Source organism: Luteimonas dalianensis (genome assembly GCF_049339425.1).
GTDB lineage: Bacteria > Pseudomonadota > Gammaproteobacteria > Xanthomonadales > Xanthomonadaceae > Luteimonas > Luteimonas dalianensis.
Window position 1 is genome coordinate 152,709 of record NZ_JBMPPO010000003.1, and the last position, 18,845, is coordinate 171,553.

Here is an 18,845-nt window from a genome sequence, read left to right on the forward strand (position 1 = left end):
ATGGAAAACGACGCACCCGCCCCGCTGTTCCGCATGCCCGTGGGCGTGCGCTGGCGCGACCTCGACGCCTTCAACCACGTCAACAACTCCAACTTCCTCACCTACCTGGAGGAAGCGCGGATCCGGTGGTTCGATTCGCTTGGCGAGGAGTGGGTGACCGAGCGCACCGCGCCGCTGCTGGCGGCGGTGCAGCTGAACTACCGGATGCCGATCCCCTACCCCGCCGACGTGGTGGTGGAGCTGCACTGCCAGCGGCTGGGCAACACCAGCGTCACCATCGGCCACCGCATCAGCAGCCAGGACGGCGCCACCCTTTACGCCGACGGCCACGTGGTGATGGTGTGGGTGGAGCGCACCAGCGGCCGGCCAACGCCGCTGCCCGACGCGGTGCGCCGCGCCGCCGGCGGCTGAAGCCGGGGCAGGCCGGCACCCGGCCTACAATGCGGCAATTCCCCAGCAAGGATTCCGCATGAGCGAGCTGATCCAGAGCGTCCGGCACGGCCGCATCCACGAACTGCGCCTGGCGCGGCCGCCGGTCAACGCGATCAACCCGGCGCTGTGTGCGGCGCTGCGCGATTCGATCGCCGCGGCGGTGGACGCGGGCGCCCAGGCCCTGGTCCTTGCGGGCGGGCCGAAGGTGTTTTCAGCCGGGCTGGACGTGCCCCTGCTGCTGTCGATCCAGGACGACGCGAAAGCCCTGCATGACGCCTGGAACGGCTTCTTCGACGCCGCCCGCGCGCTGGCAGCCTGCCCGGTGCCGGTGGCGGCGGCGATCGCCGGGCACGCGCCGGCCGGCGGCTGCGTGCTGGCGCTGTGCTGCGACTGGCGGGTGATGGCCGAGGGGCCGTTCACCATCGGTCTCAACGAGACCGAGGTCGGGATCGCGATCCCGCCGGGGATCATGCGGCTGATGCAGCGCACCGTCGGCCTGCGCCAGGCCGAGGCGATGCTGGTGCCCGGCATGATGGTGGATTCGGAACGCGCGCTGGCGATCGGGCTGGTGGACGAGCTGGCGGGCGTGGACCACGTGGTCACGCGCGCGATGACCCGCCTGGACCTGCTGCTGGACCTGCCCCGCGGCCCGATGCTGGAAACCCGCCGCCTGCTGCGCGCCGACCTGCTCGACGCCCTGTCGGCGGACAACATGCAGCTTGAGCGCTGCCTGGAATCCTGGCACAGCACCGATACCCAGCAGGCGCTGCGCGCGATGGTGGCCAGGCTGGGGAAAAAGTAGGCCGGAACGCACCGCCGCAATGCGGCGGCGCTCGTTCAGGCGGGCTCAGTTGATCGGCGGGGGGGTGGGGCGGATGCCGACACCCAGGACCTCGTCCAGGTCCCCGCCAATATCCGCAGGCAGGTTCCGGAACACGTGCTGCGAATATTCGCGTTCCTTCCGCTGGGTCTCGAGGCTGACGCAGCGCGTCTGGCGGAAGTTGGTTCCAACCCGGCTCTCGCGGGCGCACATCACCCGCTCTTCGTCCCGTCCGCTCAGGAGCGCCTTGAGGTTCTCCTGGGAGGCGAACAGCTCCGCGGCGTCCTCGCTCGACAGATCCGAAATCATGTCCTTGCCGGTCAGGATGCTGCGGATGGAGTGATCCACCTCGTCGAAAATACCCTGCTCGCGCTTGGACAGCGGCTTGGGCTTGCCTTCCTTCAGGCCCTCGCGGATTTCAGTGAGATATTCCAGATATTCGGGCGCAGTCACGATGACGTCGTCATTGGCGCGTGCGTTCCCCGCCAGCCCCACCGCCAACGCCAGCGCGGCGGCCAGGCCCCATACAGAAAGTTTCATGCCATTGCCCCAGGTTCCGTTACAAGGGCAGATTGCTGCGGGCACGCCGGGGTGTCAACCTGCGCGCGCATTCAGGCCGAAGCGACGGGACGGGCCGGATTCTCGATCCAGCCGCTCCAGGACCCTGTATAGAGCTTCCCGCCGGGCAGCCCCGCGTGCGCCATCGCGAGCAGATGGTGGCAGGCGGTGACTCCGGAGCCGCACATGACCGCGACCTGCCCCGCTTCGCGTCCGGCCATCAGGCGCTTGAAGTCATCGCGCAACACGTCCGGAGAGCGGAAGCGGCCGTCGTCGCCGACGTTTTCGGTGTAGGGCCGGTTGAGCGCGCCAGGCACGTGGCCGGCCACCGGGTCGATGGGCTCGGCTTCGCCGCGGAACCTCGGAGCGCCGCGCGCGTCCAGCAGCAGGCCGCCGGACTCCAGGTGGGCCTGCACGCCGCCGGCATCCAGCAGCCGGGACTCATCGAAGCTGCCGCTGTAGCGGGCCGGCGCGGGCGTGGCCACCGTGACCTCCACCGGCAGGCCCAGCGACTGCCATCGCGCCCACCCGCCGTCGAGCACCGCGACCCTGGCGTGCCCGAGCGCGCGCAGCAGGAACCACAGCCGCGCCGCGAACGCGCCATCGCCGCCGTCGCAGGCCACGACCTGGTGGTGCGGGGTGATGCCCCAGGTGCCCAGGCGCGCGCAAAAGTCCTGCACCCGCGGCCACGGGTGGCGCCCGCCACCGGTTCCGGGCGCGGCGGTTCCCGACAGGTCGCGATCCATGTGCGCGTGCACGGCGCCGGGCACGTGGCCCGTTGCGAACGCCGCCGCCCCGGCATCCGGATCGGCAAGCGAGTGGCGGCAATCGACCACCGCAAGGTCTTCGCGGCCCAGCGCGCCCGCCAGTGCTTCCGCCTGCACCAAGGTGGACCAGGACGCCGTCATGCAGTTGCCTCCCTGATCCGGGCCAGCCGCTCGCGCAGGTTGTACAGGATCGAGGCGGTCACGCCCCAGATGCGGTGCGGCACCAGCTCGGGCTCGCCGCGGTATTCGAGCACTTCGCGCCGGCGGCCGCCGTAGTCCACCTGCAGGCGGCGCAGGTTGTCGGGCGAGAGCAGGAAGCCGAGCTCCACTTCGAACACGTCCGCCACCTCGTTCGGATCGGGCACGGCGACGAAGGCCGGATCGATCGCCGCCACCGCCGGCAGCACCCGGTAGCCGCTGACGGTGAGCACCGGATCCAGCCAGCCCAGCGGCTCGGCCTGGGCGGGTCGCAGCCCGACCTCTTCATGGGCCTCGCGCAGGGCCGCGGCCAGCGCGTCGCGGTCGCCCGGCTCGACCCCGCCGCCGGGGAAGCTCACCTGTCCGGGATGGTGCCGCAGCACCTCGGTGCGACGGGTCAACAGCACCCGCGGGCCGTCGTCGCGCGGCACCAGTCCGACCAGCACCGACGCCTGGCGCAGCGGCCGCAGCGGCGGCAGCAGGTCTTCGACCTCGTGGCTATTCCAGCCTTCCACCCGCGGCGGCGCGGCCAGCGGGTGCAGCGCGCGAACCAGATCCGCCAGGCGCGCATCCGGGCTCACGTGCGCTGCGCTTCGCGTTCGGGCAACACGGTGTCCATCAGGTGCAGGCGCTCGTCGTCGTCCATCAGTCCCCAGCGCGCGATCTCGTCCGTGGTGCGGTGGCAGCCCAGGCACAGCCCTTCGCCATCGAGCGTGCAGACGCCGGTGCAGGGGGTGAGGATGGCGGGGAGCGGGGTGTTCATGTCACTGCGGGCTGGAGAAGAAAAAAGCCGCGCCGGCTTGCGCCGACGCGGCTGTCGTTGCGGCGCGGCGGTCGCGGCCGCCGGTCAGTTGATGCTGACCAGCTGGACTTCGAACACCACCGCCTGGTTCGGGCCGATCGGCGACTGCGGCGTGTTGCCGTAGGCCAGGTCGGGCGGCAGCACCACTTCCCAGCGCGAGCCAGCCTGCATCATGCCGATGGCCTCGCGCAGGCCGGTCAGCGGGATCTCGCCGACCTGCATGGTCACCGGATTGCTCGGCTGGCCTTCGCGCGGGGCGGTGGTGTCGATGAAGGTCTGGCCCTCGGGCAGGCTGGCCTTGTAGTGGACCTGAACCCGGTTCTGGGCGGTCGGACGCGCGCCGCTGCCGTTTTCGATCACCCGGTACTGCATGCCGCTCTCGGTGGCCTGCACGCCGGACTTGGCGCGATTCTGCGCCAGGAACGCGTCGCTCCGGGTCTTGTTCTCGGCCGAGGCCTCGTTGAAGGCCTGCTGGGCGCGGGCCATCTGGCGCTCCTGCATGCTTTCCACAGCGGTGCGCAGCTGCTCGACCGGCACGGTGGGGTCGCGGCGTGCGTAGCCGTCACGCAGGGCCTGGACGACGGTTTCAACGTTGACCTGCTCGCCGCTCTCGACGAGGTTCCGGCCCAGGTCGTAGCCCAGCGCGTAGCTCAGCTGACCCTGTTCGGTGGACGTGTCCTGGGCCGCGGCGGCGCCGCTGGCCAGGGTGAGGGCCGCAACGGTGGCGGCCAGAAGGCGCAACTTCATTCAGTGGTTCTCCAGAAACTTCCGGGGGTTCGGGGACGGATCCGGCCCACCCTGGAAGGGGGCCGGCTCAGGTCTAACGCGCTAGGATAACGACGAACGCGCTGAACTGTCACTTGATGACGGGCTCTGGGATCGGCCGGGGCGGCGCAAAGTTCCCTTCCAGCCTCCCCATCCAGCCAGGTACTCATGAACCATTCACCTCTGCAGATCGACGACCGCGGCGCCGTGCGCGTGGTCACCGTCAACCGCCCCGACAAGCTGAACGCGCTGGACGCGCAGACCCTCGACGCGCTCCATGACGCATTCGAAGCCGCTGCCGACGCCGACACCGTGCGCGCCGTGGTGCTGACCGGCGCCGGCCCCAAGGCCTTCGTGGCCGGCGCCGACATCTCCCAGATGGCCGGGCTGAGCCCCGTCCAGGCGCGCGATTTCTCGCTGCGCGGCCAGCGCACCATGCGCCGCATCGAGACCATGCCCAAGCCGGTGATCGCGATGATCAACGGCTTCGCGCTGGGCGGCGGGCTGGAGCTGGCGATGGCCTGCCACCTGCGGGTGGCCGCCGATACGGCCCGGATGGGCCAGCCGGAGATCAACCTGGGCCTGGTGCCCGGTTTTGGCGGCACCCAGCGCCTGCTGCGCCTGGCCGGGCGCGCGGCGACGCTGGAGCTGTGTCTGGTCGGCGCGCCGATCGACGCCGCACGCGCGCACCAGCTGGGCATCGTCAACCAGGTGCTGTCCCCGGCGAAGCTGGAAGAAGGCACGATGGAGCTGGCCAACCGGCTGGCCAACGCCGCGCCGCTGGCCCTGCGCGGGATCCTGGACTGCGTGAACACCGGCGGCGAATGCGGCATCGGCGAGGCGCTGGAGTTCGAGAGCACCCAGTTCGGACTGGTGTTCTCCACCGGCGACATGCGCGAGGGCACCCGCGCGTTCCTGGAAAAGCGCAAGCCGGAATTCAGCGGCACGTGAACGCGGACGCGCTGGCCACGCGCCTGCTGGAGCTGCTGGATCGCGACGACATGGACGCGGCGATCGAGGCCGGGCTGGCCGGTTTCGACCCGGACGCGTGCACGTCGCTGCCTGCCGCCGGGCGCGAACGGCTGGCGCAGGCCCGCGGCCGGCTGCTGGAGGCCTGGGCCGCCCGCGAGCGGCACCTGGCCCGCAATGCGCGGCTGGCGCGCCGGGCCGAGGAACTGCGGGCCAGGCGCCAGGCCGGCGCGGCATCGACCACGGGGCCACGCCGCAGCGCGCTGCCGTCCGCCGCCGCCGCGGCGCTGGCGCGCGCCCGCCAGCGGGCAGGAAGCGGCGCGTCGTGAGCGCCAATGAAACCGCCGCACCAAAGCGCCGGCGCGGCCGGCAGATGACCCGGGCCGACATCGAGGAGATGTTCGAGCGCCTGTCGGAGCTGAATCCGAACCCGACCACGGAGCTGGAGTACGCCTCCCCGTTCGAACTGCTGATCGCGGTGATCCTGTCCGCGCAGGCCACCGACGTGGGGGTGAACAAGGCCACCAGGCGGCTGTTCCCGGTCGCCAACACGCCGCAGGCGATCGCGGATCTGGGCGAAGAGGCGTTGAAGGGCTACATCAACACCATCGGCCTGTACAACGCCAAGGCGAAGAACGTCATCGCCACCTGCCGGATCCTGGTGGAGCAGCACGGCGGCGAGGTGCCGCGCGGGCGGGCCGCGCTGGAGGCCCTGCCGGGCGTGGGGCGCAAGACCGCCAACGTGGTTCTCAACACCGCCTTCGGCGAGCCGGCGATGGCGGTGGACACCCACATCTTCCGCGTCTCCAACCGCACCGGGCTGGCCCCGGGCAAGGACGTGCGCGCGGTGGAGGACGCCCTGCTCAGGCGGGTTCCCAGGCACTACCTGCAGGACGCCCACCACTGGCTGATCCTGCACGGTCGCTATGTGTGCAAGGCACGCAGGCCGGAATGCCCGGCCTGCGTGATCCACGACCTGTGCCGCTGGCCGGACAAGGTGCCGCCGGCCGGCTGAAGCGGCTCAGTCCTCGAACGCCAGCGGGGTGACCCTGCTGGCGACCGGATCCAGCGCCAGCACCATCTTGCTGGAGTAGCGCTGCGCCTGCGGGCCGCTCCAGGCGCACTCGGTGGCGCTGGTGGCCGCGCCCAGGAAGCACACTGGCCACAGCACGGTGCTGCCCACCGTCTGCGCGTCCACGCGCTCGGGCGCGAACCGCCACTGCGCCGCGGCGTGGCTGGCGGACGCCACCATGTTGCGCGAGACGTTGCCGTGGACGCTGTCGACCTCGGCGCTGGTGACCCGCCCGTCCTGGCCGATGTCCAGCTTCATCACCACCGTGCCCTCGCGTCCTTCGCGCTGCTCGCGCACCGGATACTGCGGCAGCACCAGGTGCCGCGGCGCGGGGCCGGTGGTGGCCGATACCAGCTCGTAGTCCCCGGCGACCGCGCCGGGCGCCACCACCAGGCGCAGGAAGGTGCGGAACTCGCTGCCTGCGGCATCGCCGGAACGACCCTCGGCGTTAAACAGCCAGGAGCGGGCCTGATCCTCCAGCTCCTGGCCGACGGCATCTGCGGTGCCGCCATAGCGCGAGATCTGCTGCACCTCGCCGTTGGCATCGATCTGTACGGCGTAGGTATAGACCCGCTGCCCCTGCTCCTGCCCGTGATCGACAGCCAGCGCCGCCGGCGCCATGCATGCCAGCGCGAGCAGCGCCGGGAAACCGAGGATGGAACGCTTCATTTTTGTGCCCCTAGCATAAGTTTGCGACAAACCCATGACACACCACGCGGGGCTGTTTCTTGATGACACCTCGATGACACGAGCCGCCTTATCCGATGGGCGGCACCTTTTGGCAGACAAACGGCTGGCAGGCGCCCTGTCAGCGCCCGGTTACCGTGAAAAAACGCCGCGCCGGGCGCGGATCAGGCGTGCTGCCGCTCCCGCAGCCATTTGGTCGCCACCCACTTTTCGCCTTCCAGCACCGGCGCTCCCCCGTGCAGGGTTCCGGTCATCGGGTGCGGGCGGTCGTAGCTGAAGAACACCGCGTTGCCCTTGACCGCCGCGGCTTCGAAGCGCGCGTCCGGGAACGTGGTCGCGCCGCCGCGGGCGGGCGTGTTGAGGTACATCACCACCGACGCCACGCGCTGGCCGCCGCGGGCGAGGATCCTGCCCACGCCGGGGCGGGCGGGATCGAAATAGTCGTGGTGCGGCTTGTATTCCGCACCCACGCCGTAGCGCAGCACCTGCATGGCCTCGCCGTTTTCCACCGGCCACTCCAGCAACGCCGCGATCCGCGCCTCGATCCGCGCCACCAGGGCGTTCTCGCCACGCTGCAGGAACATGCCCTGGCTGGTGCGGGCGGCGTGGACCTCGTCGGCACCGGTATCCTGGTTGACCGTGGACGAGCGCGCCAGCCGGCCGCGCGAGAGTTCCACCAGCGCATCGCATTCTTCATGCGAGAGCAGCCCGCCGAACACGACGACCTGCGGGTGCACCAGGTGCGCCAGCACCGGCACCTCGCGGTCACCGGCAGCCAGGATCGACGGCCCGTTCCAGGACACCGGCGCGGGAACCGGAACCGGAGCCGGGAGATCGCTCTTGCGGGCGTGGTCTTCCAGGTGTTTGCGCAGCACTGATTCCACCGCGTCGATCGCGGCCTGCTCCTGCCAGCCGCGGGCCAGCATGGGCTCGACCACGGCTTCGGGCGGGTGGCCTGCCCGCACCTGGTCGAGGATCCAGGCCTCCAGTTTGGGATCGGTCTGCTGTTCCAAGCGGCTCTCCGGATGTGACCAGGGCGATGTCGGCCTGACAGCCCTGCGAGGCTACGCGCGGCCAGTGACATGGCCGTGACATCCACGCGGCGCACTCCCCCAGCGGGGTCGCCGTCACATCCGGGACGGACACGCCATCCACCCCGTACACGGTCATCCCATCGTCCCGAAACTGTCATCGAACACCTCTACAAAACCCCCTGTCCACTGCCCGCCGGGGAGGCGGATACCCGGAAGCTGGTCACCAGTCTTCTTCCTCTGTCAGCACCCCCTTCTCACTTCACTGCCCCACCGAACCGAATCGGAGAGTTTCACGATGGCTGCGAACAACTACCGGACCCTGATGATGACCTTTGGCGCGGCGCTCGCGCTGAGCGCCTGCGGCAACGGCGCCGACCGCGTCGCCTCCCCTGGCGAAGGCGCCTTCCCGCCGCCGCCGCCGACCGCCCCGCCGCCGCCGGCCCCGCCGCCGCCGAGCGAGCCGCCGCCGACCGGTGGCCCAGCCGCCGACTGCCCGACCGGCTTCGCCAACGCGGGCACCGTCGCCAATGACACCCTGCGCGCCTGCCGCCTGCCGCAGCTGATCACCGGCAGCCTGCTGGTGCCCAAGCGCGACGGCACGGTGTACGCCATTTCCGGCGCGGTCAACGTCGGCCAGGACCAGGGCGGCGACGCCGACAGCCCGACCGCTGCCCCGCGCGGCACGCTCACCATCGAGCCCGGCGTCACCCTGTATGCCTCGTCCGGCAACGACTACCTGATCGTCAACCGCGGCTCGGAAATCTTCGCCGAAGGCACCGTGGAAGAGCCGATCATCTTCACCGCCCGCGCCGACGTGGAAGGCGACACCAACGCCGACACCATCGGCCTGTGGGGCGGCCTGATCCTGGCCGGCCGCGCGCCGATCAATGCCTGCCCGGGCGAAACCGAATCCGGCACCCCGCAGTGCCAGAGCCAGGTCGAGGGCACCAGCGCCTTCTACGGCGGCAACGACCCCGAAGACAGCAGCGGCACCATCCGCTACGTGCAGGTCAAGTACTCGGGCTTCGAGATCTCGCCGAACAACGAGCTGCAGGGCATCACCGCGGCCGGCGCCGGCCGTGGCACCACCCTGGAGTACTTCCACATCCACAACAGCTCCGATGACGGCATCGAGATCTTCGGCGGCACCCTGAACGCCCGCTACCTGGTGGTGACCGGCGCCGACGACGACTCGATCGACACCGACACCGGCTGGGACGGCGGCATCCAGTTCGGCATCGTGATCCAGCGCGCCGGCGGCGGCGACCGCATGAACGAGTGGAGCAGCATCAACCGCACCCCGTACTCGCAGCCGCGCGTGGCCAACATCACCTACATCGGCCGTCCCGGCGGCGGCTCCGCGATCCACCTCAACCAGGGCACCCAGGCCTCGTTCTACAACACCGTGGTGACCCGCCCGGGCGGCGGCGACGGCTCCGGCACGCGCTGCCTGGAGATCCGCGACGCCAACACCAAGGGCACCTTCCACTCGGTGCACTTCTCGTGCCCGGTGGCGTTCGAGGATGACCGTGCCCGCGCCGACTTCGAGGCCGGCACCAACAACGTGGTCGGCTCCTCCAGCCTGGTCAACGGCTTCATCAACGGCCCGGAGGAAAGCGCGGTGCCGGCCTACCAGGACCTGAGCGCGGACTTCCCGTACTTCGAGACCGTGGACTACATCGGCGGCGTGCGCGACGCCAGCGACACCTGGTGGCAGGGCTGGACCTGCGGCCTGACCGACGACTCCCCGGGCTGCTGAGCGGAACCCACCGAAGGAGCACGGGGCGGCGGCAACGCCGCCCCGTTGCAATGACAACCGGGACCTCGCCGTCCGCAGCCAAGGCCACTGCCATGAAATCCATCCTGAAACAAAACCGACCGGCCCGGCGCCACCTGTCGCTGGCGATCGCCGCCCTGCTTGCGCCGTCGGCGGCGCTGGCACAGCAGGCGCCCGAGCCGGACAGCACCGACCAGGCCGCCACCCTCGACACCATCCAGGTGCGTGGTGAGTACATTCCCGAGCCGATGCTCCAGACCTCCGAGGTGGCCTCGTTCGTCACCCGCGAGGACTTCCAGCGCACCGGCGACAGCGACGCCGCCGCGGCGCTGACCCGCGTCACCGGCCTGAGCCTGGTGCGCGGCAAGTTCGTCTACGTACGCGGCCTGGGCGAGCGCTATTCCTCGGCGCTGTTCAACGGCTCGCCGCTGCCCAGCCCCGAGCCGCTGCAGCGGGTGGTGCCGCTGGACCTGTTCCCGAGCGAAGTGCTCGAGAGCGTCACCGTGCAGAAGACCTATTCGGCGCGCTACCCCGGCGAGTTCGGCGGCGGCGTGATCGACCTGCAGTCGCTGGCGGTGCCCGACGAGCCGTTCCTGAACCTGTCGATCGGAACCGGCGGCAACTCCGTCACCACCTTCGAGAAGGGGCTGACCTATTTCGGCTCCGACGATGATTACTGGGGCTACGACGACGGCACCCGCAAGGTGCCGAGCGCGCTGCGCGAAGCCATGGCCACCGGCCAGCGCGTCGACCTGGGCAACTTCAGCCGCGAGGACATCCGCCGCATCGGCCGCAGCCTGCAGAACGCCAACATCCGCGTGCTGCAGGAAAAGGACAGCATCGACCCGGATCTGAGCTTCGGCGGCAGCGCCGGCTGGTCGATGGACATGGGCAACGACGCGCGCCTGGGCTTTGTCGCCGTGGGCGGGTTCGACAACGAGTGGCGCACGCGCTTCGGCGTGCAGCAGGACCCGGTGTTCGTTGGCGACGCGGTCCAGTACAACTCCAGCTACGACTTCCTGTCCACCACCAACAACGCCAAGGTCAACGTCATGCTCGGCGCCGGCTGGGAAAGCCCCCGGCACCGGGTGGCGCTGACCTCGCTGTACGTGCACGACACGCTCAAGGAGACCCGCAGCCGCTCGGGCGCCGACAACCTGGCCGGCTTCGACGTGCGCGACGACTACACCGAGTGGTTCGAGCGCGAGCTGATCAACAACCAGATCACCGGCAGCCACAGCTTCGGCGAATACGACGACCTGAAGATCGAGTGGCGCGGCGCCGTGGCCCGCGCCACCCGCGACGCGCCCTACGAGACCAGCATCCGCTACGAGAACGTGGGCGGCTACTGGTCGCACGACGGGTCGCGGGTGCAGAACTACCTGCGCTTCAGCGACGTGGAGGACGAGGTGGCCAGCGGCGGCATCGACGTCACCTGGCGCCTGCCGGTGGAACGCGACATCACCCTGGCCGGCGGCGTCGCCTATTCCGACAACGACCGCAACGCCGAGAACCGCGAGTTCCGTTTCCTGGCCCTGGACGGCCCGCTGCCGCATTACAACCGCTTCCAGCGGCCGGACTACCTGTTCTCCGACTACAACCTGAGCCACGACCTGCTGCGCCTGCGCGAGGTCACCGGCAACTCCGGCGATGCCGCCTACGACGCCACCCTCAAGACCAAGGCGGGCTACCTGCAGGTGGAGGCCGAGATCAACCCGTTCGTGCGCGCCACCGTGGGCGTGCGCTACGAGGACGCGACGCAGGCGGTGCACACCTACAACATCTTCACCGGTGAGCGGCAGGGCGGCGTGGAGCCGCTGGACAACAGCTACGTGCTGCCGGCGGCGACGGTGACCTGGAACTTCTCGGACAACCAGCAGATCCGCTTCGGCGCGTCCAAGACCATCGCCCGCCCGCAGTTCCGCGAGCTGTCGCCGCTGCAGTACCTGGATCCGGACAACGACCGCGTCTTCTACGGCAACCCGTACCTGGTCGACAGCGAGCTGGTGAACCTGGACGCCCGCTACGAGTGGTTCTTCGGCTCGGGCGAGTACTTCACCGTCGGCGCGTTCTACAAGGACATCGACAAGCCGATCGAAAGCAACGTCAACGACGCCCCTGGCGGCGGCATCCTGCAGAGCTTCCTCAACGCGCCTTCGGCCACGCTGTTCGGCTTCGAGGCGGAGGTGAAGAAGTACCTCGACCTGCCGATCCAGGCCAACTGGTGGGGCGACAAGCGCCTGTACCTGGCGGCCAACTACACCTGGTCGGATTCCGAGGTCGAGGTGAAGGACGGCGACATGGTGCATCCGTACGGATTTACCACGCCGCAGGACGCCACCCTGTTCGTGCGCGACGGCAGCGAACTGCAGGGCCAGTCCAACCACATCGGCAACCTGCAGCTGGGCATCGAGAGCGAGACCTCGGGCACCCAGGCCACCCTGATCGCCAACTACGTCGGCGAGCGGGTCAGCGCCCGCGGCCGCCCCGGCCAGCCCGACTACATGGAAAATCCGGGCACCTCGCTGGACTTCGTGCTTCGCCAGGACATCAACCTCGGCCGCACCGGGATGACCCTGGGCTTCAGCGCCCGCAACCTGCTGGAAACGGACTTCCGCGAATACCAGCAGGCCGGCGGCAACAAGATCGACGTGTACCGGTACGAGCCGGGCGTGTCCTACACGCTGAGCCTGTCGGCCTCGTTCTGACCGCTGTTCCCGCCCTCCCGCCCCGCCGCCACGGCCGGGCGGGAGGCGCCGGGACGCATAGATGGCAGCTGACGCCGAACTGTCATTAATCAGTCGCATCCTGTGCGGACTCCTGAAACCTGGCCGCGCCATCGCGGACGCCCGTGCCCCGATTCCCCGCGCCATTGCAGTCTTTGACCCACGCCGATCACAGCACCTTGTTGCGCACCGGTGTGGAAGTGGTGCTGATCCTGCTGCTCGCCGCCCAGGCCGCGCGCATGGCCTGGCTGCTGGTGTCCCCGCCCGGCCCGGCGGGTGACTGGCCCCCTGCCGATGCGGGCCGTGCCCACGGCCCGGCCCCTGCCCTGGCGCTGTCCGTCGACCCCTTCCATCCCGGTGCCCGCGGCGGGCCGGTGGCTGCCAATGCCAGCGGCTACCGCCTGCACGCGGTGCGCGTTGCCGGCACCTCGGGTTCGGCCATCCTCTCGACCTCCGACGGAGGGCCACAGGCGGCCTTCCAGGTGGGCGATGCAGTCGCCCCGGGCGTGATCCTGGCCGACGTGGGTGCAGGCCACGCCCTGCTTCGCACCGGCAGCGGCAACCAGCGGCTGGAACTTGAATCCGCGCCCTCGACCCTCCCCTCCCGCCCCGCGCCGGCAGCCGGCCTGCCCTCGGCCGCCCCTGCACCCGCTGCGCCGGCCGCGGAAGTCGACCCGGCGGCGCTGCTTGCCCAGGCCGGGCTGCGCGCCCGCACCGAAGGCGGCCGGGTGACCGGCTACACCCTGATTCCGCGCGGCGGCGGCGACGTGCTGCGCCAGGCCGGACTGCAGGCCGGCGACGTGCTGGTGGCGGTCAACGGCAACCAGCTCAACCCCGAACGCCTGGCCGAGCTCGAATCCGAGCTGGCCGGACGCGACGAAGTGCGGCTGACCGTGCAGCGCAACGGCCAGCCGCAGACCCTGACTTTGCGGACGAAATCGCCTTGAACCTTCGAATGTTCCCCTGGCTGCTCGCAGCCGCCTTCGCGCTGTCCGCAGCCGCAGCCGCGCCCGCCCGGGCCCAGGCAGCGCCGGAGCAGGCCCCCGCCCTGAGCGTGCAGAACGCCGACATCCGGGCCTTCATCCAGGACGTGGCCCGCGCCACCGGCACCACCTTCCTGGTCGACCCGCGGGTGCAGGGCACCATCACCCTGTCCAACGAGGAGCCGCTGAGCGAACCCGAGCTGCTCGGGATACTGGTAGCGACCCTGCGCGCCAACGGCCTGATCGCGGTGCCCGCCGGCGACGGCGTGTACCGGGTGGTGCCCGACGACACCGCCGCCCAGCAGCCGGGCGCGGCGACCGCCGGCGGCTCGAGCTTCTCCACCGAGGTGTTCCCCCTGCGCCACGTCGACGCCGCCTCGGCGGTGGACACGGTCAGGCCGCTGCTGGGCCGCGGCGGCGTGGCCCTGGCCACGCCGCAGGGCAACAGCCTGCTGGTGGCCGACTACGTGGACAACCTGCGCCGCCTGCGCGGCCTGATCCGGCAGATCGACCAGGACCGCTCGCGGGTGGAGGCGGTGAGCCTGCGCAACAGCTCGGCGCGCGAGATCGCGGCCGTGGTCAACGGCCTGTACGGCGGCCAGGGCCGCGGCGCGGTGCTGACCGTGCTCCCGGTGGAGAGCAGCAACGCGGTGATGCTGCGCGGCGATGCCGGCCTGGTGGACACGGTGCGCCGGGTGGTGGAAGACCTGGATCTGCGCGCGGAAAGCAGCGGCGACGTGCGGGTGATCCGCCTGCAGCACGCCAATGCGGAGGAGCTTCTACCGGTGCTGCAGCAGGTGCTCGGCACGCCCGGGGACGCGGTGGACGCGGCCGGCCAGTGGGGGCTCAACGGGGGCACGGCTTCGCGCCAGCTGTCCATGCCCTCCGGCGACGGCATGACTGCCGGCGGGATGATGGACAGCGCGATGGCGCTGGGGCGCGACAGCCAGGGCCCCGGCGCCCCGCTGGCCGCCTCGGTGACGGTGGCCCCCGGCCGTCGCGCCACCATCGCCCGTTACCCCGGCGCCAACGCCATCATCATCAACGCCGACCCGGAGACCCAGCGGATGCTGGTCGACGTGATCACCCAGCTCGACGTGCGCCGCGAGCAGGTGCTGGTGGAAGCGCTGGTGGTGGAAATCTCCGACGCGGCCGCGCGCAAGCTCGGCGCCCAGCTGATGGTGGCCGGACGCGACGGCAACATCCCGCTGGGCTACACCAACTTCCCCGGCAGCGCGCCCGGCATGGGCGCGCTGGCAGCGGGCGCGGCGGCGCTTCGTGATGGCGACACCACCTCGCCCGCGGTCGACAACGCGCTGCGCTCGCTGCTGGGCTACAACGGCGGCCTGATGGGCCTGGCCGGCGAGACCGGCAGCGCGGTGTTCGGCCTGATCATCGACGCGGTCAAGAGCGACACCGCCTCCAACCTGCTGTCCACGCCTTCGATCCTGACCCTGGACAACGAGGAGGCGCGGATCCTGGTCGGCCAGGAAGTGCCGATCACCACCGGCGAGGTGCTGGGCGACTCCAACAGCAACCCCTTCCGCACCATCAATCGCCAGGACGTGGGCGTGCAGCTGCAGGTGCGCCCGCAGATCAACGCCGGCGGCGGCATCACCCTGGCCCTGCGCCAGGAGGTGTCCTCGATCGCCGGGCCGGTCAGCGAGGACTTCAACGAACTGATCCTGAGCAAGCGCCAGATCGACACCCGGGTGCTGGCCGACGACGGCTCGATCGTGGTGCTGGGCGGCCTGCTCGACCAGGCCGACCGCAACACCGTGAACAAGGTGCCGGTGCTGGGCGACATCCCGGGCCTGGGGGCGCTGTTCCGCAGCACCGCGCGCGAGCGCAACCAGACCAACCTGATGGTGTTCATCCGGCCCACGATCGTGCGCGACTCGGCCCAGGCCCAGGCGATCACCGCCCCGCGCTACGACTACATGCGCAACCGCCAGCTGGTCGGCGGCGGCACCGCCGCCGACGGCCGGGCGCTGCTGGATGCGCTGATCCAGGACTACTTCGGCACCACCCCGCCGGTGGCGCCGCCGGCGCAGCTGCCGGCGCCCGCCGCCGAAGCTCCGCCTGCGGCGGACGAGCCGATGCCGTGAGCGAAGCCGACGCGCCCGCGCTGGCCTACAGCTTCGCCCGCCGCCACGGCCTGGTGCTGCTGGCGCTGGGCGAGCGCGCGCGCCTGGGGCTGCGCGAAGGCAGCCCGCCCGACGGCCTGGTCGAGGCCCGGCGCGCGCTTGGCCGGGCGCTGGACGTGCAGGTGCTGCCGCGGGCCGAGTTCGACCGGCGGCTGTCGGAAGCCTATGCCGGCAACGGCCTGGCCGGCGCGGACGGGCTGGAGGAAGCCGGTGGCCTGGACGCGCTGGCCGACGATCTGCCCGCCGCCGAGGATCTGCTCGACGCCCAGGACGACGCGCCGGTGATCCGCCTGATCAACGGCCTGATCGCCGAGGCCGCCCGCAGCGGCGCCTCGGACGTGCACATCGAGCCGTTCGAGAGCGCCCTGCGGGTGCGCTTCCGCGTGGACGGGGTGATGCGCGAGGCGCTGAGCCTGCCGCCGCGGCTGGCGCCGATGCTGGTATCGCGGGTGAAGGTGATGGCGCGGCTGGACATCGCCGAACGCCGGGTGCCGCAGGACGGGCGTATTTCCCTGGCGATGGGCGCCAAGGCGCTGGACGTGCGCGTGTCCACCCTGCCCGCCCGCAACGGCGAGCGGGTGGTGATGCGCATCCTGGACAAGGACCAGGGCGCGCGCGGGCTGGACGAGCTGGGCATGCCGCCGCAGGTGCTGGCCGCGTTCAACGCCGCCCTGGCCCAGCCCAACGGCATCGTCCTGGTCACCGGCCCCACCGGCTCGGGCAAGACCACCACCCTGTACGCCGGGCTGACCCGGCTCAACGACGGCAGCCGCAACATCCTCACCGTGGAGGATCCGGTCGAATACGCGGTGGACGGCGTCGGCCAGACCCAGGTCAACGGCAAGGTGGGCATGACGTTCGCCGCCGGGCTGCGCGCGATCCTGCGCCAGGATCCGGACGTGGTGATGGTGGGCGAAATCCGCGATCCGGAGACCGCGCAGATCGCGGTCCAGGCCAGCCTCACCGGCCACCTGGTGCTCTCCACCGTGCACACCAACGACGCCCTGGGCGCGATCACCCGCCTGCGCGACATGGGTACCGAATCGTTCCTGCTCGCCAGCACCGTGCGCCTGGTGCTGGCGCAGCGGCTGATCCGGCGGCTGTGCCCGCACTGCCGCCGGCCGCGCGAAGCCGACGCGCTGAGCGCGCGGCTGATGGGCCCGGACTACGCCGGCCCGCTGTATGCGGCGGCCGGCTGCCCGCAGTGCCAGCACACCGGCTTTGCCGGGCGCATCGGCGTGTACGAGGCGGTCACCATCGACGAGCGCCTGCGCGCGCTGATCGGCGCCGGCGCCGACGAGGACGCGCTGGCCCGCGAAGCCGCGGTCTCCGGCGACTGGCTGGCCGACTCGGCCCGCGCCTGCGTCGCCGCCGGCACCACCACGCCCGAGGAAGCCCTGCGCGTGGTTCGCCAGGACGAGCGCGGCGAAGGAGGCGCGTGAGCGTGGCGGTGTTCGAATACGAAGCGCTGGATGCCGGCGGCCGCAGCCGCAGCGGCACACTGGCCGCCGGCAGCGAGCGCGAGGCCCGCGAGCGGCTGTCCGGGCGCCGCCTGGTGCCGGTGCGCCTGGCCCCGGCCGCCGCGCAGGGCGAGGCCCGGCGCGGACGCTTCGGCACCCGCGACCTGGCCCTGGCCACCCGCCAGCTCGCCACCCTGGCGGCGGTGGCACCGATAGAGGAGGCCCTGCGCACCATCGGCACCCAGGCCGAGCGGCCCGGCACCCGGCGGGTTCTGCTCTCCACCCACGCCGCGGTGGTGGAAGGCTTCCGCCTGTCCGACGCGATGGCCCGCCAGGGCAAGGCGTTCCCGCCGCTGTACCGGGCGATGGTCGCCGCCGGCGAAGGCACCGGCGCGCTGCCGGAGATCCTGGAACGCCTGGCCGACCTGCTCGAACGCCAGCAGCAGGTGCGCAGCAAGCTGGTGGCGGCGCTGGTGTATCCGGCCGCCCTGGCCGCCACCGCGCTGGTGGTGATCGCGGCGCTGATGACCTTCGTGGTGCCGCGGGTGGTGGAGCAGTTCGACTCGATGGGCCGCACCCTGCCCTGGCTCACCCGCGCGGTGATCGGGGTGTCCGAAGCGATGACCGGCTGGGGCCTGCTGTTGCTGGCGCTGCTGGTGGCCGCCGGCATCGGCCTGGCCGCGCTGCTGCGCCGGCCGGGGCCGCGGCTGCGCTTCGACGCCATGCTGCTGCGCGCGCCGTTCCTGGGCCGGCTGCTGCGCGACCTGCACGCCGCGCGCCTGGCCCGCACCCTGGCGATCATGCTCGCCAGCGGCCTGCCGGTGCTCGAAGGCCTGCGCATCACCGCGCGCACGGTCGGCAACCGGGTGCTGCGCGGGGCCACCGACGGCATGGCCGACGCCATCCGCGAAGGCGCCAGCCTGTCCTCGGCCATGCGCCGGGCCGGGGTGTTCCCGCCGACCCTGCTCTACATGGCCTCCAGCGGCGAGGAGAGCGGGCGCCTGGCGCCGATGCTCGAGCGCGCCGCCGACTACCTGGAGCGCGAGTTCACCACCTTCACCTCGGCCGCGATGAGCCTGCTGGAGCCGGCCATCATCGTGGTGATGGGGGTGCTGGTGGCGCTGATCGTGCTCTCGATCCTGCTGCCGATCCTGCAGTTCAACAGCCTCGTGCTGGGCTGATCCTCCGGAGTATCCACATGCGCAATTCCCCGTACCCCTCCCGATCCCGCGCCGCCGGCTTCACCCTGGTGGAGGTCATGGTGGTGGTGGTGATCATCGGCCTGCTGGCCACGGTGGTGATGATCAACGTCATGCCCAGCCAGGATCGGGCCATGGCGGAAAAGGCCCGCGCCGACATCTCGGTGCTGGAACAGGCGATCGAAACCTACCGCCTGGAAAACCTGGCCTACCCGCCCCAGCAGGACGGACTGCAGGCGCTGCTGCGCCCGCCGGCCGGCCTGGCCCGGCCCGAGCGCTACCGCCAGGGCGGCTACATCCGGCGCCTGCCCGAGGATCCGTGGGGCAACGCCTACCAGTACCGCCATCCGGGCAGCCGCGGCGGCGCCTTCGACGTGTTCTCCTACGGCAGCGACGGCACCGAGGGTGGCGAGGGCGACGCGGCCGATATCGGCAACTGGAACTGAGCC

The 18,845-nt window shown here is 71.2% G+C and carries 17 protein-coding genes and 1 pseudogene; 12 read left to right on the top strand and 6 right to left on the bottom strand.

Annotated features, from left to right (window positions below):
* Nucleotides 1-411: an acyl-CoA thioesterase gene (locus ACOZ90_RS05180; RefSeq protein ID WP_422892578.1), complete on the top strand. Its 411-nt coding sequence runs from the start codon at nt 1-3 to the stop codon at nt 409-411.
* Between the two features lie 58 nt (nt 412-469).
* Nucleotides 470-1,234, top strand: a complete 765-nt coding sequence (locus tag ACOZ90_RS05185; protein ID WP_422892579.1) for an enoyl-CoA hydratase/isomerase family protein — start codon at nt 470-472, stop codon at nt 1,232-1,234.
* A gap of 45 nt (nt 1,235-1,279) precedes the next feature.
* On the opposite strand, the gene ACOZ90_RS05190 is transcribed toward ACOZ90_RS05185, so the two are convergent.
* The 4 genes and pseudogenes from ACOZ90_RS05190 to ACOZ90_RS05205 all read right to left on the bottom strand — a co-directional run bounded on the left by ACOZ90_RS05190 (nt 1,280) and on the right by ACOZ90_RS05205 (nt 4,324).
* Nucleotides 1,280-1,792, bottom strand: a complete 513-nt coding sequence (locus ACOZ90_RS05190) for a hypothetical protein (RefSeq protein WP_422892580.1) — start codon at nt 1,790-1,792, stop codon at nt 1,280-1,282.
* Nucleotides 1,793-1,863: 71 nt separating this feature from the next.
* Nucleotides 1,864-2,718, bottom strand: coding sequence for a sulfurtransferase (locus ACOZ90_RS05195; protein ID WP_422892581.1), 855 nt, complete (start codon nt 2,716-2,718; stop codon nt 1,864-1,866).
* Nucleotides 2,715-3,538 (bottom strand): annotated as a pseudogene (locus ACOZ90_RS05200) (NUDIX hydrolase). Before ACOZ90_RS05200 ends, ACOZ90_RS05195 begins: the two are co-directional and overlap by 4 nt.
* An 84-nt stretch (nt 3,539-3,622) precedes the next feature.
* The gene (locus ACOZ90_RS05205; protein ID WP_422892582.1) at nt 3,623-4,324 is read right to left on the bottom strand and encodes an FKBP-type peptidyl-prolyl cis-trans isomerase N-terminal domain-containing protein; all 702 of its coding nucleotides are present in this window, start codon (nt 4,322-4,324) and stop codon (nt 3,623-3,625) included.
* A 186-nt stretch (nt 4,325-4,510) separates the two neighbouring features.
* On the opposite strand from ACOZ90_RS05205, the gene ACOZ90_RS05210 reads away from it, so the two are divergent.
* The 3 genes from ACOZ90_RS05210 to nth are packed head-to-tail and all read left to right on the top strand — an operon-like array spanning nt 4,511 to nt 6,326.
* The gene (locus ACOZ90_RS05210) at nt 4,511-5,293 is read left to right on the top strand and encodes an enoyl-CoA hydratase/isomerase family protein (protein WP_422892583.1); all 783 of its coding nucleotides are present in this window, start codon (nt 4,511-4,513) and stop codon (nt 5,291-5,293) included.
* On the top strand, nt 5,290-5,640 hold the full coding sequence (locus ACOZ90_RS05215) for a hypothetical protein (protein ID WP_422892584.1): 351 nt from the start codon (nt 5,290-5,292) through the stop codon (nt 5,638-5,640). Before ACOZ90_RS05210 ends, ACOZ90_RS05215 begins: the two co-directional genes overlap by 4 nt.
* 44 nt (nt 5,641-5,684) lie before the next feature.
* Nucleotides 5,685-6,326, top strand: coding sequence for an endonuclease III (gene nth / locus ACOZ90_RS05220; protein ID WP_422892859.1), 642 nt, complete (start codon nt 5,685-5,687; stop codon nt 6,324-6,326).
* Between the two features lie 6 nt (nt 6,327-6,332).
* Here nth and ACOZ90_RS05225 read toward each other — a convergent pair whose 3' ends face one another.
* Nucleotides 6,333-7,052 carry an energy transducer TonB gene (locus ACOZ90_RS05225; protein ID WP_422892585.1) on the bottom strand — a complete coding sequence of 240 codons (720 nt, stop codon included), beginning with the start codon at nt 7,050-7,052 and terminating at the stop codon, nt 6,333-6,335.
* Nucleotides 7,053-7,234: 182 nt separating this feature from the next.
* Nucleotides 7,235-8,083: a 2OG-Fe(II) oxygenase gene (locus ACOZ90_RS05230; protein ID WP_422892586.1), complete on the bottom strand. Its 849-nt coding sequence runs from the start codon at nt 8,081-8,083 to the stop codon at nt 7,235-7,237.
* A gap of 316 nt (nt 8,084-8,399) precedes the next feature.
* On the opposite strand from ACOZ90_RS05230, the gene ACOZ90_RS05235 reads away from it, so the two are divergent.
* The 7 genes from ACOZ90_RS05235 (at nt 8,400) to gspG (ending at nt 18,842) form a co-directional block, all read left to right on the top strand.
* A complete protein-coding gene (locus ACOZ90_RS05235) occupies nt 8,400-9,863 on the top strand; it encodes a hypothetical protein (RefSeq protein WP_422892587.1) in 1,464 nt (487 codons plus the stop codon).
* 92 nt (nt 9,864-9,955) lie between these two features.
* Nucleotides 9,956-12,589 (top strand): TonB-dependent receptor domain-containing protein, encoded by a 2,634-nt coding sequence (locus ACOZ90_RS05240; protein WP_422892588.1) that lies wholly within the window; start codon nt 9,956-9,958, stop codon nt 12,587-12,589.
* A 197-nt stretch (nt 12,590-12,786) separates the two neighbouring features.
* Nucleotides 12,787-13,554 carry a PDZ domain-containing protein gene (locus tag ACOZ90_RS05245; RefSeq protein ID WP_422892589.1) on the top strand — a complete coding sequence of 256 codons (768 nt, stop codon included), beginning with the start codon at nt 12,787-12,789 and terminating at the stop codon, nt 13,552-13,554.
* A gap of 8 nt (nt 13,555-13,562) precedes the next feature.
* The gene (gene gspD, locus ACOZ90_RS05250; protein ID WP_422892860.1) at nt 13,563-15,698 is read left to right on the top strand and encodes a type II secretion system secretin GspD; all 2,136 of its coding nucleotides are present in this window, start codon (nt 13,563-13,565) and stop codon (nt 15,696-15,698) included.
* A complete protein-coding gene (gene gspE, locus ACOZ90_RS05255; RefSeq protein ID WP_422892590.1) occupies nt 15,695-17,179 on the top strand; it encodes a type II secretion system ATPase GspE in 1,485 nt (494 codons plus the stop codon). Before gspD ends, gspE begins: the two co-directional genes overlap by 4 nt.
* A gap of 2 nt (nt 17,180-17,181) precedes the next feature.
* On the top strand, nt 17,182-18,378 hold the full coding sequence (gene gspF, locus ACOZ90_RS05260) for a type II secretion system inner membrane protein GspF (protein WP_422892861.1): 1,197 nt from the start codon (nt 17,182-17,184) through the stop codon (nt 18,376-18,378).
* Between the two features lie 17 nt (nt 18,379-18,395).
* Nucleotides 18,396-18,842, top strand: a complete 447-nt coding sequence (gspG, locus tag ACOZ90_RS05265) for a type II secretion system major pseudopilin GspG (protein WP_422892591.1) — start codon at nt 18,396-18,398, stop codon at nt 18,840-18,842.
* Nucleotides 18,843-18,845: the final 3 nt, after the last annotated feature.